The 14,340-nt window shown below is 65.2% G+C and carries 15 protein-coding genes; 6 read left to right on the plus strand and 9 right to left on the minus strand.

The annotated features are described in order from the left end of the window. Positions 1-2: 2 nt before the first annotated feature. Together grxC and LB538_RS28370 are read right to left on the minus strand one after the other, a co-directional pair. Entirely contained in the window at positions 3-272 is a 270-nt protein-coding gene (gene grxC / locus LB538_RS28365; RefSeq protein WP_140543583.1) for a glutaredoxin 3, read from the minus strand. A gap of 74 nt (positions 273-346) precedes the next feature. Beyond that, positions 347-1,147, minus strand: a complete 801-nt coding sequence (locus LB538_RS28370) for a ComF family protein (protein ID WP_224532536.1) — start codon at positions 1,145-1,147, stop codon at positions 347-349. Between the two features lie 65 nt (positions 1,148-1,212). On the opposite strand from LB538_RS28370, the gene LB538_RS28375 reads away from it, so the two are divergent. Next, the gene (locus LB538_RS28375; RefSeq protein WP_224532537.1) at positions 1,213-2,085 is read left to right on the plus strand and encodes a methyltransferase domain-containing protein; all 873 of its coding nucleotides are present in this window, start codon (positions 1,213-1,215) and stop codon (positions 2,083-2,085) included. A gap of 18 nt (positions 2,086-2,103) precedes the next feature. Here the strand turns inward: LB538_RS28375 and LB538_RS28380 are convergent, their stop codons facing one another. The 5 genes from LB538_RS28380 to argJ all read right to left on the minus strand — a co-directional run bounded on the left by LB538_RS28380 (position 2,104) and on the right by argJ (position 5,319). Continuing rightward, complete coding sequence (locus LB538_RS28380; protein ID WP_140847402.1) at positions 2,104-2,283, minus strand: Flp family type IVb pilin; 180 nt, start codon at positions 2,281-2,283, stop codon at positions 2,104-2,106. Positions 2,284-2,394: 111 nt separating this feature from the next. Beyond that, positions 2,395-2,715: a hypothetical protein gene (locus LB538_RS28385; protein ID WP_095767514.1), complete on the minus strand. Its 321-nt coding sequence runs from the start codon at positions 2,713-2,715 to the stop codon at positions 2,395-2,397. A 164-nt stretch (positions 2,716-2,879) separates the two neighbouring features. Further along, a complete protein-coding gene (locus LB538_RS28390; protein WP_224532538.1) occupies positions 2,880-3,302 on the minus strand; it encodes a (deoxy)nucleoside triphosphate pyrophosphohydrolase in 423 nt (140 codons plus the stop codon). Continuing rightward, a complete protein-coding gene (locus LB538_RS28395) occupies positions 3,299-4,078 on the minus strand; it encodes a GNAT family N-acetyltransferase (RefSeq protein ID WP_224532539.1) in 780 nt (259 codons plus the stop codon). Before LB538_RS28395 ends, LB538_RS28390 begins: the two co-directional genes overlap by 4 nt. Beyond that, positions 4,078-5,319 (minus strand): bifunctional glutamate N-acetyltransferase/amino-acid acetyltransferase ArgJ, encoded by a 1,242-nt coding sequence (argJ, locus tag LB538_RS28400; protein ID WP_224532540.1) that lies wholly within the window; start codon positions 5,317-5,319, stop codon positions 4,078-4,080. The genes LB538_RS28395 and argJ overlap by 1 nt, the downstream gene beginning before the upstream one ends. A gap of 191 nt (positions 5,320-5,510) precedes the next feature. Between argJ and LB538_RS28405 the strand changes: the two genes are divergently transcribed. After that, positions 5,511-6,104 carry a TetR/AcrR family transcriptional regulator gene (locus tag LB538_RS28405; RefSeq protein ID WP_224532541.1) on the plus strand — a complete coding sequence of 198 codons (594 nt, stop codon included), beginning with the start codon at positions 5,511-5,513 and terminating at the stop codon, positions 6,102-6,104. 60 nt (positions 6,105-6,164) lie between these two features. Here LB538_RS28405 and LB538_RS28410 read toward each other — a convergent pair whose 3' ends face one another. Then, positions 6,165-7,082 carry a peptidylprolyl isomerase gene (locus LB538_RS28410; RefSeq protein WP_095767510.1) on the minus strand — a complete coding sequence of 306 codons (918 nt, stop codon included), beginning with the start codon at positions 7,080-7,082 and terminating at the stop codon, positions 6,165-6,167. 263 nt (positions 7,083-7,345) lie between these two features. On the opposite strand from LB538_RS28410, the gene secA reads away from it, so the two are divergent. After that, positions 7,346-10,078, plus strand: a complete 2,733-nt coding sequence (gene secA, locus LB538_RS28415) for a preprotein translocase subunit SecA (protein ID WP_224532542.1) — start codon at positions 7,346-7,348, stop codon at positions 10,076-10,078. Between the two features lie 102 nt (positions 10,079-10,180). On the opposite strand, the gene LB538_RS28420 is transcribed toward secA, so the two are convergent. After that, positions 10,181-12,766 (minus strand): helix-turn-helix transcriptional regulator, encoded by a 2,586-nt coding sequence (locus tag LB538_RS28420; protein WP_224560593.1) that lies wholly within the window; start codon positions 12,764-12,766, stop codon positions 10,181-10,183. Between the two features lie 243 nt (positions 12,767-13,009). Between LB538_RS28420 and LB538_RS28425 the strand changes: the two genes are divergently transcribed. The 3 genes from LB538_RS28425 (at position 13,010) to LB538_RS28435 (ending at position 14,252) form a co-directional block, all read left to right on the plus strand. Next, the gene (locus LB538_RS28425) at positions 13,010-13,282 is read left to right on the plus strand and encodes a DUF4242 domain-containing protein (RefSeq protein ID WP_095767571.1); all 273 of its coding nucleotides are present in this window, start codon (positions 13,010-13,012) and stop codon (positions 13,280-13,282) included. A 52-nt stretch (positions 13,283-13,334) separates the two neighbouring features. Next, the gene (locus LB538_RS28430) at positions 13,335-13,544 is read left to right on the plus strand and encodes a hypothetical protein (RefSeq protein ID WP_140847420.1); all 210 of its coding nucleotides are present in this window, start codon (positions 13,335-13,337) and stop codon (positions 13,542-13,544) included. Positions 13,545-13,799: 255 nt separating this feature from the next. Further along, entirely contained in the window at positions 13,800-14,252 is a 453-nt protein-coding gene (locus LB538_RS28435) for a hypothetical protein (RefSeq protein ID WP_140847423.1), read from the plus strand. Positions 14,253-14,340: the final 88 nt, after the last annotated feature.

Raw genomic sequence — 14,340 nt, forward strand, 5'->3', positions numbered from 1 at the left:
GATCAAGCCCTCGCTTCGTTGGCAAGCAGCACGTCCAGCCGCCCCTGCGACTCCAATTCATGGAGATCGTCGCAGCCGCCGACATGCGTGTCGCCGATGAATATCTGCGGAAAAGTGGTGCGCCCATGTGCCCGTGAAATCATTTCCTGGCGCAATTTCGGCGAGAATGAAGCGTCGTGCTCGGTATAGGTCACACCCTTGCGCTCGAGCAACCGCTTGGCGGCCGTGCAATAGCCGCACATCATGCGCGTATAGATCGTCACATCGACCATCAGCAAAATCCTGCTTGTGCACATCGCCCGACGCTTGTGCGTAAACGACCTGCACCGAAACAACAACTTAAGCACTATATAGTTGCAGACTCATCGGCTCGGAAGTCCCCCGGCAGAACGCGCGCGAAGGTCAGCACGTCGACCGCTCCGGCGCCGCCTTTCTTCAGCGCCTTGGCGACGGCCCGCACCGTTGCGCCGGTGGTATAGACATCGTCGACCACGAGCACCCGGCGCCCCGCTATCTCGATTTCAGCGTCCGGCGGCACGCGAAACGCGGCGCGCACATTCTCCTCGCGCTCGTGCCGTTCGAGCCCGACCTGCTGGCGCGTCAACTTCACGCGCCTGACCACGGATGGCGAGAAGGGCAGCCCGCCGAGCTTTGAAACGGCCCGACCGAGTTCCGCGGACTGGTTGAACTGGCGCCGGAAGAAGCGCCGCCAGTGCAACGGCACCGGCACGACTAGGTCGGCCTCCGCAATCAGCTCGGCGCCGGCCCGCATCATCCAGTTCGCCATCCAGGGCGCTAGGTCGGTTCGGTCCTGATATTTCAGCCCCTGCACCATCTGCCGCGCGACACCCGAATAGAGGACGGCGGCCCGCGCCCGCTCGAAGGGCGGCGGATCGGCGATCGCCTCGGCGGAAAGAAACCCCTCGCCCATGTCGTGCGTGAAGGGCGTGCCCATCACCGGGCACCAGGGTTTTTCCAGCAGCCTAAGCTTCGGCCAGCAGGCGCCGCACAGCACGCCGGGTTGCGACACATGACGACGGCAGCCGGCGCAAACCGGCGGAAACAACAGCCGCGCCGGCCAGGCCAGTGCCTGCCGCGTCATATCCTGGACCGCTGTGGTCTTGATCTTGTGCACCGGATCGGCCACGTGAAAGGAAACCCCGCGCCACCTTAACACCACTCCGGCACGCGCGGACAACAGGAAGCTTTTCATTGCAGCCCTTGATCGACACCGAGCTCTGGCTCGCTCGCAAGCGCCGGGCACTCGCGCGCCCCGTCGAAGGCGCCGATTTCCTGATGCGCCGCGCCGCAGAGGACCTTGTCGACCGGCTGGGCGCCGTCGAACGCCGCTTCGGCAAGGCGGCCGCGCTGTTCTGCCAGACTTCAGCGGCCGTGGACGTGCTTGCCGGCAGCGGCAAGGTCGGCGAAATCGTGCGCGTCGAGATGGACGAAGCGCTTCTGGCCGGCGGCACCGGCCTGGTAGCGCCGCCTGAGACCGTGCCGTTCGAGGAGGCCAGCCTCGATCTCGTCGTCTCCCTGCTCTCGATGCATGCGATGAACGACATTCCCGGCGTGCTTGCGCAAATCCGCCGGGCGCTGCGACCGGACGGGCTTTTCCTCGGCGCTCTTGCCGGCGCGGGCACATTGGCGGAATTGCGCGAGAGCATGCTGGCGGCCGAGACGGAGCTTTACGGCGGCGCAAGCCCGCGCATCCTTCCCTTCACCGACGTGCGCGACGCCGGCGCGCTGTTGCAGCGCGCCGGCCTGGCCTTGCCGGTCGCCGATGTCGAAACGGTCGCGGTGCGCTACGACACGCTGTTCGACCTCGCCGCCGACCTGCGCGCCATGGGCGAAACAAACGCGCTCGTCGATCGCAGCCGCAGGCCGGCCGGCAGACGGCTTTTTGCCCGCGCCGCGGAGCTCTACGCCGAACGGTTCGCGGATCCGGATGGCCGTATCCGCGCGAGTTTTTCGATTGTCTGGATGTCCGGCTGGGCGCCCGACGCCTCGCAGCAAAAGCCGCTCAAGCCGGGATCCGGCAAGGTCTCGCTCAAGGCGGTCCTGGAGAACCCGTCCAGGACCTGAGCGCCCCCCGTGATCCCGTCAGTGAGCGAAGGCGTTGGCAAGCTTGCTGTTGTTGTCGGTGAACAGCCACACCAGCCCGTCTGCCGCCTGTTTGACCCCGGCAACGATGGCCAGCGACAACACCGCGACGATCAGACCATATTCGACGGCCGTAGCGCCCGTTTCGTCTTGGATGAATTGCTGCAGCAGGTTTTTCATGATCATCGATCCCTCATGCAGAAACTCTAATGTCCTACCCGTTAAGAAAGGTTAACGGCAAAAGCTTAACAGCGAGTGAAACGCCGTCGCGCCGGAAAATCATTAACCAAGTCAGCACTCGCCGCTGCGGCTGCCGTCGTTGCGGATGACGCAGATTGAACTGGGCAAGGGCTGCAGCACGCTGCGGCGCACCGTATATGTATTGGGGCGATGGCCGATCGATCCGGTCGCGGTCATGTCGAGCCCGCCCGCGAAGCCGTCGCGAACGCTCTGCGGCCGGGTCTGGTTGTCCAGGAAAGGCGTTGCGATCAGCGCCAGCGCCACCGCCGCCGAGCCGAAGAGAAGCGTGATCCGCAGGATGCCCATGCCGGCGTCCACCGCGCGAAATCCGCGGTCGGGCCGGATCGAATCCCAGTCTCTTTCAAGGCTCATGCCGTGTTTCCCAGTCATCGACGATATCGCCGCGCGAAACGGCCTCACGCAATTTTTCACGTCGGGATAAATCTTCCATTAACGCTGACTAAACCAGCTCCCGGAAACGTGCGGAAACACTCGGCCGCCCGGGAACGCCGACCTGCCGCCAAGTCGGCGCGAAACTACAAAAGGTCGATAAGGAACTGGATCAGCGGTGCGTCGGCCGGCGGCATCGGATAATCGCGCATCTGCCGCGGCCTGACCCATTTGAGCCCCTGTCCTTCCCTGGCCTGCGCGATCCCGCGAAAGCGGCGGCAGACATAAAGCGGCATCAGGAGATGGAAATCGTCATAGGAATGGCTGGCGAAGGTGAGCGGCGCCAGGCATGGGATCTCGGTCTCGATGCCGAGTTCCTCATGCAGTTCGCGCACCAGGCACTCCTCCGGCGTCTCGCCGGGCTCGACCTTGCCGCCTGGAAACTCCCACAGGCCGGCAAGCTGCTTGCCTTCCGGGCGCTGCGCCAGAAGCACGCGCCGGTCGGTATCGACCAGCGCGCAGGCGGCGACCAGCAGCAGTCGCTTTCCGGCCGGCTTGACCTCGCTCATGCGCCCGGCGGCCGACGATAGTGGTAGCGATAGACTTCCTCGAAGCCGAGCGACCGGTAGAGCGAGAGCGCCGGCAGATTGCCGGCCTCGACCTGTAGCCAGGCCTCCCGCGCGCCCCGGAGCCGTGCCCATTTCAGCGCCGACAGGATGAGATTGCGGGCATGGCCCTTCTTGCGCGCCGACTTTTCGGTGGCGACCTCGAACAGACCCGCGAGATCGCCGTCATGAACGCAGATCAGCGTCGCCAGCGGCTCGTTGCCGTCCTCGAGCGCGAACAGCCCCGCTTCCGGCTGGATAGCGCCGATGACCTCGGACAGGCCGGGCCGCAGCGAAGCGTCCGAGCCGCTCGTCCTCAGCGAAGCGCCGATGAAACGGCTGATGTCCTTGAGCGGAATCTGGTCCATGGCCGCGCCAAGCTCGACCTCCTTCAGCGGCAACCGCATCACCAAGGATTCGTCGAACATGTTCCAGCCGGCCTTGTCGAGATGCGTGGACAAGACCTGCCCCGACAGCGGCGACATGCGAAAGGTGAGCGGCCTGCCATAGGCGTCGAAGCGTCTTGCGGCGCGGCCGATGCGCTCTTCGATGGCGTGCGTGTCGCCCGGATCGAGCGGATTGACCGAGTTGAGGCGCTTGGCGGGGAGACCTGCGGTCAGCCGCACCACCCATGTCCCGTCATAATGGACGGCGGCCGCCGGCCAGGCGCGAAAACCCGCCGCCTCGTAGCGACGCACGACCGCGAGCACGCTTGCCGGATGCCTCGACACCGGCGCCATCAGCTCCGGTAATCGCCATTGATGGCGACATATTCCTTGGTGAGGTCGCAGGTCCACACCGTGGCCTTGCCGCGGCCGATGCCGAGATCGGCGCGGATGCGGATATCGTCGCGCTTCATATAGGCCGAGGTCGCTTCCTCCGAATAGGCCGGATCGCGCTCGCCCTCATGCGCCAGGCGGTTGTCGCCGAACCAGATCGACAGCCGGTCGCGGTCGGCCGGCTCGCCGGCCTTGCCGACGGCCATGACCACGCGGCCCCAATTGGCGTCCTCGCCGGCGACGGCCGTCTTGACCAGCGGCGAGTTGGCGATCGAGAGCGCGATGCGCTTGGCCGAGCGGGCGGACTTCGCGCCGGTGACGGTGACCTCGACCTGCTTGCGCGCGCCCTCGCCGTCGCGCACCACCTGCAGCGCCAGCGACTTCAGCACCTTGCCGAGCGCCCGGCGGAAGGCGCCGAGCCGCGCGTCCTTGGGATCGCCGATCGCCGGCGCGCCGCGCGCCGCGGCCTTGCCGGTGGCGAAGAAGAGCAGCGTGTCGCTGGTCGAGGTGTCGCTGTCGACGGTCACCGCATTGAAGGTCTTGGCCGTGCCGCGCGACAGCAGGTCCTGCAGCACGGGGGCGGCGATCGGCGCGTCGGTGGCGATGAAGGAGAGCATCGTCGCCATGTCGGGCGCTATCATGCCGGCGCCCTTGGCAATGCCGTTGATGGTGACGTCGGTGTCGCCGAGCTTGACCGTCGCCGTCGCCACCTTCGGATAGGTGTCCGTGGTCATGATCGCCTTGGCCGCCTCGGTCCACTGATCCGGCCTGCCGTCCTTGACTAGGCCGGCCAGCAGATGGCTGAATCTGGTCGTGTCGAGCGGCTCGCCGATGACGCCGGTCGAGGCCAGGAACACCTCGCTCTGCGAACATCCGGCGGCCTTCGCCGCCGCCTCGCCGGTCAGCGCGGTCGAAGCCTGGCCCTTCTTGCCCGTGAAGGCGTTGGCATTGCCGGAATTGACCACCAGGACACGCGCCTTGCCGGCGGGCAGGTTCTGACGGCAGAAGTCGACGGGCGCCGATGGGCATTTCGACCTGGTGAACACGCCGGCGACAGCCGTGCCCGGATCGAAGGCCATGGCCAGCAGGTCGGTTCTGTTGCGGTACTTGATGCCGGCTTCGGCGGTCGCGATGCGCACACCCTCGATGACCGGCATCTTCGGATATTTCTTCGGTGCGAGCGGCGAAATCGTAGCAGACATCGGTATCCCGGAGCGGCAAGAACACGAAAGGAAGGAAGCCGGTTTGCCCGATAGCGCGCGCCGGCGCAAGAGGCGTTCTGGCCGCGCCTTGCCAGCTTGGCCGGCGGCCTTGCAATTGGAAACACGTCGTTTCGTTTCGTCGCCGAAGCCAATATGATCGGCTGCAGATTCACCGGCCAAGGAAGACCTCGATGGGCGAAGCCGCCGCTCGCGGGCGCAAGTCGATCGGCGCAAAACGCAGTCCCGAGAGCGCCGATGCCATCCTCAACGCCGCCGAGGCGGTGTTGCGCGAGGCGGGCTATGCCGGCTTCTCGATCGAGGCCGTCGCCCGGCGGGCGCGGGCGGGAAAGCCGACCATTTATCGCTGGTGGCCGAGCAAGGCGGCCCTGCTGATCGAGGTTTACCAGCGGCAGAAGCGCGTCGAGACGCCCGATACCGGAAACGTCGAGGACGATCTGGCCGGCTTCCTCGAGAATCTGTTCGCGCATTGGCGCGACACCCCGTCGGGCAACATCTTCCGCTCGCTGATCGCAGAGGCGCAGTCGGACGAGACGGCCGCGGCCGCGCTTGCCGAATATTCAAAAGGACGCCGCAGCCATACCGGCCGGATGATCGAGCGCGCCAAGGCGCGCGGCGCGGTGGCGGCCGATGTCGATGCCGGGATCGTCGCCGACCTGGTCGCTTCTTTCGCCTGGCGGCATCTGCTGACCGAACGGCTCGACGAGGACAAGGCGGCGATCCGCGCCGCCATTCGCTACATCACGCGGGGCATAATGAACGCTTGACCCCCGAAAGCGAAAGGGCGCCCTCGGGCGCCCTTTCAGAATTATCCAGCCGCAAGCGGATTACTTGCCGGCTTCCAGCGTGTCGATGTCCTTCTTGAGCTTCTCGTCCGGGATCTCGACCTTGGCGGCCGCACGCAGCTCCTTGACCATGGCGAAATACTTGTCGCGGATCACCGCCTGCTTGGCCTGGTCCTTGACGTCGTCGAAGGCCGGCGGCTGCTTGGCGCGCTTGTCCTCGACCTTGATGACATGCCAGCCGAACTGCGACTGCACCGGCTCCTTCGAATATTTGCCGACGTCGAGCGCGAACGCCGCCTTGTCGAATTCCGGCACCATCTGCCCCGGGCCGAACCAGCCGAGATCGCCGCCGCTGGTCTTGCCGCTCGGATCGCTGGTGTGTTCGTTGGCGAGCTTCTGGAAATCGGCGCCGCCGTCGAGCTGCTTGATGATCGCCTCGGCCTCTTCCTTCGTCTTCACGAGGATGTGACGGGCATGGATTTCGTTGACCGGCGGCGTGTTGGCGATCTCCTGGTCATAGCGGGCGCGCACTTCGGCGTCCGTCACCTTGTCGACCACTTCCTTCTCGACGACCTCGCCATGCAGGGCTCGCGCCTGCAGGAAAGCCATGCGGCGCTGGAAGTCGGCGTCCTTGTCGAGGCCGCTGTCGACGGCCTTCTTGGCCATGACGCGGATTTCGATCGCCGCCGAGAGGGCCGCAGCGCGGCGCTGTTCAGGCGGCAGTTGCGCGAACTGCTGCGACAGTTCGCCTTCGGCGAGCCGAAGATCGGCCTCGGTCAGCTTCTCGCCATTGACGGTGGCGATCACGGCATTGGGATCGACCGGAGCAGCCGCGGGCGCCGTAGCGTCCGGCTGGGCGGGCTTGGTCTCTTGCGCCATCAGCGGCGACAGGCAAAGAGCCGAGAGCCCGAAGGCCAGACCGAGGCTGGCGAGCGAGGCGCGGCGGATCGACAGGGACATCAAGATAAACTCCAATGGGGATTGCCAATAAAGATCGCGTGAGCGGAAGGGTTCCAGATCAGTCGAATTGTGGCGGAATTTGGCGCTGCCGATAGGGCTAACGCGGCGTTGACATCGATTGAGCCCCCTCTTATCTGTCCAACGACTTGGCGTCCAGAACCGTTTTCCGGGCGCTTTTTGCGTTTGTCCGCACTCACGCGGATTTGATGGGCCCGCCAGGTGCCTGTCGCAAACGGCTAAATTGCTATCGAAAGGGCCATTGGATGGTCAGTCTCGGCGGTCTCGCCCGTAAGGTTTTCGGTTCTTCCAACGACCGCCGCGTCAAGTCGACCCGGCCAAGGGTCGAAGCCATCAACGCTATGGAAAACGAGATGCGGGCGCTTTCCGATGCCGAGCTTGCGGGGCGCACGGAAAAGTTCCGCCAGGATCTGGCCAACGGCGCTGCGCTCGACGATCTCTTGGTTCCGGCTTTCGCCACGGTGCGCGAGGCGGCCCGCCGCGTGCTTGGCATGCGTCCCTTTGACGTGCAATTGATCGGTGGCATGGTGCTGCACAATGGCGGCATCGCCGAGATGCGCACCGGCGAGGGCAAGACGCTGGTCGCCACCTTGCCGGTTTACCTCAATGCGCTCGCCGGCAAGGGCGTGCATGTTGTCACCGTCAACGACTATCTCGCCAAGCGCGACGCCGAATGGATGGGCCGCGTCTACAAATTCCTCGGCCTCAACGTCGGCGTCATCGTCCACGGCCTTTCCGACGAGGAACGCCGTGAGGCCTACGCCTGCGACGTCACCTATGCCACCAACAACGAGCTCGGCTTCGACTATCTGCGCGACAACATGAAGTATGAGCGCTCGCAGATGGTGCAGCGTGGACACTCGTACGCCATCGTCGACGAGGTCGATTCCATCCTGGTCGACGAAGCGCGCACTCCGCTGATCATTTCCGGTCCGCTCGAAGACCGCTCGGAAATGTACAACACCATCGACACCTTCATGCTGAAGCTCGGCCCGGCCGACTATGAGGTCGACGAGAAGCAGAAGACGACGATCTTCACCGAGGACGGCACCGAGAAGCTGGAAAACATGCTGCGCGACGCCGGCCTGTTGAAGGGCGAGTCGCTCTACGACGTCGAGAATGTCGCCATCGTCCATCACGTCAACAACGCGCTGAAGGCGCACCTGTTGTTCCAGAAGGACAGGGACTACATCGTGCGCAACGGCGAGATCGTCATCATCGACGAGTTCACCGGCCGCATGATGCCGGGCCGCCGCTATTCGGAAGGCCTGCACCAGGCGCTCGAGGCCAAGGAACACGTGCAGATCCAGCCCGAGAACCAGACGCTGGCCTCCGTCACCTTCCAGAACTATTTCCGCCTCTACAAGAAGCTCGCCGGCATGACCGGCACGGCGCTGACCGAGGCGGAGGAATTCGGCAACATCTACGGCCTCGAGGTCACCGAAATCCCGACCAACCTGCCGGTCATCCGCAAGGATGAGGACGATGAGGTCTACCGGACGGTCGAGGAGAAGTACAAGGCGATCGTCAGGGAAATCCGCGAAGCCAGCGCCAAGGGCCAGCCGACGCTGGTCGGCACCACCTCGATCGAGAAATCCGAGCAGCTGGCCGAGCGCCTGCGCAAGGACGGCTTCAAGGACTTCGAAGTGCTGAACGCCCGTCACCACGAGCGCGAGGCGGCCATCGTCGCCCAGGCCGGCAAGCCCGGCGCCATCACCATCGCCACCAACATGGCCGGCCGCGGCACCGACATCAAGCTCGGCGGCAATGCCGAGATGCGCATCGCGGAGGAACTTGGAGACATGCCCGAGGGCCCCGAGCGCGAGGCCAGGGAAAGGGAAATCCACGCCGACGTCGAGCGCCTGAGGGAAAAGGCGCTGGCCGCCGGCGGCCTCTATGTTCTGGCCACCGAACGCCACGAATCGCGCCGCATCGACAACCAGCTTAGAGGTCGTTCGGGAAGGCAGGGCGATCCCGGACGGTCGAAATTCTTCCTGTCGCTGCAGGACGACCTGATGCGCATCTTCGGCTCCGAGCGCATGGACGGCATGCTGCAGAAGCTCGGCCTCAAGGAAGACGAGGCGATCATCCATCCCTGGATCAACAAGGCGCTCGAGAAAGCGCAGAAGAAGGTCGAGGCGCGCAACTTCGACATCCGCAAGAACCTCCTGAAATATGACGACGTTGCCAACGACCAGCGCAAGGCGGTGTTCCAGCGGCGCATCGAGCTGATGGACGGAGAAGGTCTCGCCGAAACCATTGCCGAGATGCGCGAAGGCGTCATCGAGGAGATCGTCGCCAAGAACATCCCCGAAAACGCCTATGCCGAGCAGTGGAACGTCGCCGGTCTCAAGGAGGAAGTGGCGCAGTACCTCAACCTCGACCTGCCGGTCGAGGAATGGGTCAAGGAAGAAGGCATCGCCGAGGACGACATTCGCGAGCGCATCACGGCCGCCGCCAACGCCGCCGCCAAGGAGCGCGCCGACCGCTTCGGCCCCGACGTGATGAACTATGTCGAACGCTCGGTGGTGCTGCAGACGCTCGACCATCTGTGGCGCGAGCACATCGTCAATCTCGACCATCTGCGCTCGGTCGTCGGCTTCCGCGGCTACGCCCAGCGCGACCCGCTGCAGGAATACAAGAGCGAGGCCTTCGAGCTGTTCCAGGCCATGCTCGGCAATCTGGAGCAGGCCGTCACCGCGCAGCTGATGCGCGTCGAGCTGGTGCGCCAGGCGGCCGATGCGCCGCCGCCTGAAGCGCCCGAGATGTTCGGCAGCCATATCGACGGCTCCACCGGCGAGGATGATTTCCAGGGCGGCGAGACCGCGCTTCTGGTGCGTCAGGACACCAACGCCGTCGTCGCGCCGGAAAACCGCGATCCGAAGAACCCCGCGAGCTGGGGCAAGGTCGGCCGCAACGAACTCTGCCCCTGCGGCTCCGGCAAGAAGTACAAGCACTGCCACGGCACGTTCGCCTGACGCCTATTTCCTTCTCCCCGTTCAACGGGGAGAAGGTGCCCGAAGGGCGGATGAGAGGCAGCGCCGGGGCCGGCGGTTTCCTTCAGGCGCAGAAAACAAGCCTCACACCAGACCCGACGCGCGCGCCGCGGCAGCCGCCTCGCCGCGCGAGATGACTTCCAGCTTCTCCAGCACGGCCGAAACGTGGTGATCGACCGTCTTGGGCGAAATGGTCAGATGCGCGGCGATCTTCTTGTTGGAAAAGCCTCGCTCGAGAAGTTCCAGGACTTCCATCTGGCGCTGCGTGAGGCCGGCCTGGTTGGCGCGCGTCGCCTGTCGCGGCCCTCTCGCGATGTGACTGACGCCGCTTTCCCGCATAAGGCTGCGCGCCTGCTGCGCGACCGCCCTCGCGCCAAGATCCTCGAAAATGGTGAGCGCCTCGCGCTGCGCCGCTTCGTCGCCGAGCAGCAAGGCCATTGCCTGTTCGAAAGGCGCCCCCATTTGGGCCCATAGGCTGGCGGCGGCGCGCCAGTCGCCCGTCAGTTGCAGGCGGTGCGGCTCCGCCATGCCGTCCGTGTCGCCGGGTTCGGATCCCGGCGACAACAGTTCCCGCCAGGTGGCAAGTTCGCCGAACACGGCCGGCGTCGGCGCGAGATTTTCGGCAACCGCAATCAGGCGCAAGGCTTCCTGCCTGTCGGCTTGTCCAAGCCAGGCCGATTCGGCCAGCACCTGGGCAAACGCCACCAGGCGCTGCAGCTCCATGCCCTTGTCCAGGAACCGCCTCATCTCTTCGACGATCGGCTCGGCCGACGGGTCGCCGCGGCGGATGCGCAATCGTGCCAGCGCCACCAGCGACGGATAGCGCACCAGCGGCGTCGTTGCGTCGTCGTCGACAACCTCATGCGCCATTGTCGCGGCGTCGTTCCACAAGCCGCGGCGAAGCAAAAGCTGCGCCTGCACGCCGCGCATATAATCGCGCCATGTCGCGAGATCGTTCTCGACGCAATAGCCGATGCCGCGATCCAGGAACGACGCCGCCTCCTTGAAGTTGAGCCTGTTCATCTCGACGCAGGCGCAATTCGTGAAGGCGCGCGCCGCATGCTCCTGGTAGTTGCCCGACAGCGCAATCCCAAGGCTGCGGGCGAGATCGCGCCTGCCCTTGGCAAAATCCAGCCATTGTCCGGCGGCGCCGACATTATTCAGCGCATGACATAGAATGTCCGCCCGGTTGAGCCGCTCCGCCAGCTCGACCGCCTTGCCGCCGAGCGAAAGGGCGTCCTCGAGCCGCTCGGCCAGCATCGCCAGTTGCGAGAGGTTCGAATAAGCCATCGCCAGCTCGGCGCTGTCGGGCGCGGTCTCCAGAAGCCCCACGGCCTGCTCTCCGAACCGATCCGCCGACTCGCGATCGCCGAGCAGATAGGCGAAGCGTGACAAGCACCTGAGGCTGTCGCCTTCCTTCAGCCGATCCCCCAGTGCCTGGCGCAGCTGGCGCGCCCGGCCTTGCGCTTCCATCGCCGTATCGACGCGGCCGATCAGGTGGCACTCGAACGCATGCCCTTCGTAAAGCTCCGCCTGCTTCTCGATCGGCAGAGTATCGGCGTAGCGCAGGGCGACCTCGTAATAGCCCGCCGCATCGCGATGCGCGCCGACGCGGGATGCCTCCCGCGCGGCAACCGGCGCCAGCTCGCGCACCACATCGAGGCTTTGCGCTTCGACGGCATGATGCACCAGCCTTGCGGTGGCGACTTGCGGATTTTCCCGTAACGCCGCCAGCGCGCGCTCATTGTACTCGCGTCGTTTGCTGGGCGTCAGCGCCATCTCGATGGCCGTGCGGGCGATCTCGTGCCGGAAAGCATAGCCATCGCCGAAATCCTCAAGCAGGCCGTTGGCGACGCATTCGGCGAGCTGGCCGGCGGCGGCAATCCCGCAAAGACCGCTCAGCGCCCAGGCATCGGCGCGGCGCGGAAACACCGAGACCGCGTCGAGCATCGAGCGGGCGCCGGGCGACAATCTTTCGGCGCGCGCCAGCACGGCGTCGCGGACGCTCGCCGGCAACGCGCCATCGACCGCGGCGGCGAGCAGCTCGGTGACGAAGAAGGCGTTGCCCGCCGTTGCGCGGTAGATCGCGTCGCCGTCGCGCGCGGCCGCCGCGGCGAGCGAGAGCACCGCGCTTTCGCTGAGCAGCGGCACTTCTATGCGTTGGATGTTGCCGGCCGGTATCTCACCGAGCGCCCGGCGCACGCGCATCTGTCCTTCGCTGCGGTCGGTGCGCGCCGTGATCAGAAGCAGGATGTGCGTGTTTGCAATGCGCCGGCCGAGGAAACGCACGAAATCGAGCGTCGCGTCATCGGCCCAGTGCAGGTCCTCGATGACGAGCAGGGATGGACCTTTCGCTTCGAAAACGTCGAGCGCCTCGGAAAACAATGGCAGCCGCTGCACCTGGCGGTCGTCGATCGCTCGCGGTGGCTCCCACTGCGCCTCGCGCGCCAGATCGTAAAGCGGCCCCAGGGGATCGGGAATGGAGAGATCCTCGCAGGCGCTGCGAAGCACGGTCAGGTCCTTGCCCAAGCGGCTTGCGAACGCCTCGGCCAGCGCCGTCTTGCCGGCGCCGGCTTCTCCCGACAGGACCACGACGCGGCCGCGGCCGCCTGTTGCATCCGCCAGCAAGGCACCCATTTGCTGCAGCTGCGTCTGCCGTTCCAGAAGCATTGTCACCCTCTCGCCAAATCAGAATTTCCATCGTGGCGGGCCGCCGCCGCGATAGCCTGGGAAACGGCGCGACAATGTGACTTTCCACACACTGAGGTGCCATCTTCCACATAAAACGTCGCAAAGATAGGGATTCGTCCCGGCCAATATGGGGAATGGCTCCGATGCGCGCCTGCCGCGAAGGTGATTTCTGCTGGGTCGCGCTTGAACCGAGCGCAATTCACCAATGAAAGGAAACCGATCGTGCCTCGTTACCTGATTGAGCGTACCTTCCCCGATGGGCTGCACGTACCGATGAACGACGCCGGCGCAACCGCGATGGGCGGCGTCATCGCCCGCAATGCCGAGAAAGGCGTAACCTGGGTGCAATCCTTCGTCTCGCCCGACAAGAGCAAGAGCTTCTGCATCTACGATGCGCCCTCGCCGGAGGCGATCCGCAGCACCGCGCAGAAGAATTCGCTTCCCGTCGACAAGATCACGGAGGTCCGGGTCCTCGACCCCTACTTTTATCGCTGATCGGGCAGACCATGTTGGGCAGACCATACCCGTCGCCGGCGGACCTGACGCCGTGCCAGAAGACGAGGCTGCATCCGCCGCGGCGGACATCGTCCCGTCACGGCGCGGCTTCATGCGACGGGCTGTGTCGGCGTTGCTTTCGCCCCTGCGACACCGGCGACGCTTTCTGCCACCGCAGGACGACTACCTGAGACGCGACATCGGCCTGCACGAGCGGGAAAACCCGCGCGAATACTGGGAATATTGGTGGCATCACAGCTGATCCCGCACCGGGCAATTCCAAGAAGACTGCGCAGCGGTTTTCCGTCCGGAATTGCGCAAAACAAAGACTTGGAGCGGTTCGTTCGGTGAACCGCTCTGGTCGGGATCAGCGACCACCCCTTTTACCGACAGGCGCCGCCGGCGTTCGGAGTTGGCCTACCGGCCGACTGCCGCCGCTTGCGCGCCTCAATTGGAGAGACAAATGAACATTCAGACCTTAATCAAATGCGTTGTCGGCGCTTCTGCCTCGATCATCATGCTGATGGCGGGCGCGGCCACGGCCGAAACCGTCAATCCGCTTGCCGAAAAGGTGCGGGCGCTCGACAGCCGCTTCGAGGACGTCGCCGTGGCGAAAGCCGAAGGCTACGCGCCGATCCCCTGCGCCAGCGGCCTCACCGGCGGCGCCATGGGCATCCACTACGTCAACGCCGCCTATCTGAAGGACGACGCCGTCGACGTCGCCAAGCCGGAAGCGGTGATGTACGAGCCGATGGCCGACGGCACGCTGAAGCTGATCGCGGTCGAATACATCACCGCGAAGGGCCCGGCCTCGCTCGAAGGCCATCTGTTCAACTTCAACACCGCGCCCAACCGCTACGGCCTCGGCCCGTTCTACGAGTTGCACGTCTGGGCCTGGAAGCAGAACCCCACCGGCGCCTTCGCCGACATGAACCCGAACGTGACCTGCGACGCCATGCAGGGGATGTGAGCAGCGCTCTAGCCTTCTCCCCTTGTGGGAGAAGGTGGATCGGCGCGATAGCGCCGAGACGGATGAGGGGTGTTCCAGCGGAGTGAGA

This window comes from Mesorhizobium sp. Ca11, from assembly GCF_020165275.1.
Taxonomy (GTDB): domain Bacteria; phylum Pseudomonadota; class Alphaproteobacteria; order Rhizobiales; family Rhizobiaceae; genus Mesorhizobium.

What these genes read in the sequence shown, in the direction of transcription:
- LB538_RS28435 (WP_140847423.1), top strand. Translation starts at nt 13,800, where the DNA reads ATGCTGATGGCGGGCGCGGCCACGGCCGAAACCGTCAATCCGCTTGCC.
- grxC (WP_140543583.1), bottom strand. Translation starts at nt 272, where the DNA reads ATGGTCGATGTGACGATCTATACGCGCATGATGTGCGGCTATTGCACG.
- secA (WP_224532542.1), top strand. Translation starts at nt 7,346, where the DNA reads ATGGTCAGTCTCGGCGGTCTCGCCCGTAAGGTTTTCGGTTCTTCCAAC.
- LB538_RS28380 (WP_140847402.1), bottom strand. Translation starts at nt 2,283, where the DNA reads ATGAAAAACCTGCTGCAGCAATTCATCCAAGACGAAACGGGCGCTACG.
- LB538_RS28405 (WP_224532541.1), top strand. Translation starts at nt 5,511, where the DNA reads ATGGGCGAAGCCGCCGCTCGCGGGCGCAAGTCGATCGGCGCAAAACGC.
- LB538_RS28385 (WP_095767514.1), bottom strand. Translation starts at nt 2,715, where the DNA reads ATGAGCCTTGAAAGAGACTGGGATTCGATCCGGCCCGACCGCGGATTT.
- argJ (WP_224532540.1), bottom strand. Translation starts at nt 5,319, where the DNA reads ATGTCTGCTACGATTTCGCCGCTCGCACCGAAGAAATATCCGAAGATG.
- LB538_RS28420 (WP_224560593.1), bottom strand. Translation starts at nt 12,766, where the DNA reads ATGCTTCTGGAACGGCAGACGCAGCTGCAGCAAATGGGTGCCTTGCTG.
- LB538_RS28410 (WP_095767510.1), bottom strand. Translation starts at nt 7,082, where the DNA reads ATGTCCCTGTCGATCCGCCGCGCCTCGCTCGCCAGCCTCGGTCTGGCC.
- LB538_RS28395 (WP_224532539.1), bottom strand. Translation starts at nt 4,078, where the DNA reads ATGGCGCCGGTGTCGAGGCATCCGGCAAGCGTGCTCGCGGTCGTGCGT.
- LB538_RS28390 (WP_224532538.1), bottom strand. Translation starts at nt 3,302, where the DNA reads ATGAGCGAGGTCAAGCCGGCCGGAAAGCGACTGCTGCTGGTCGCCGCC.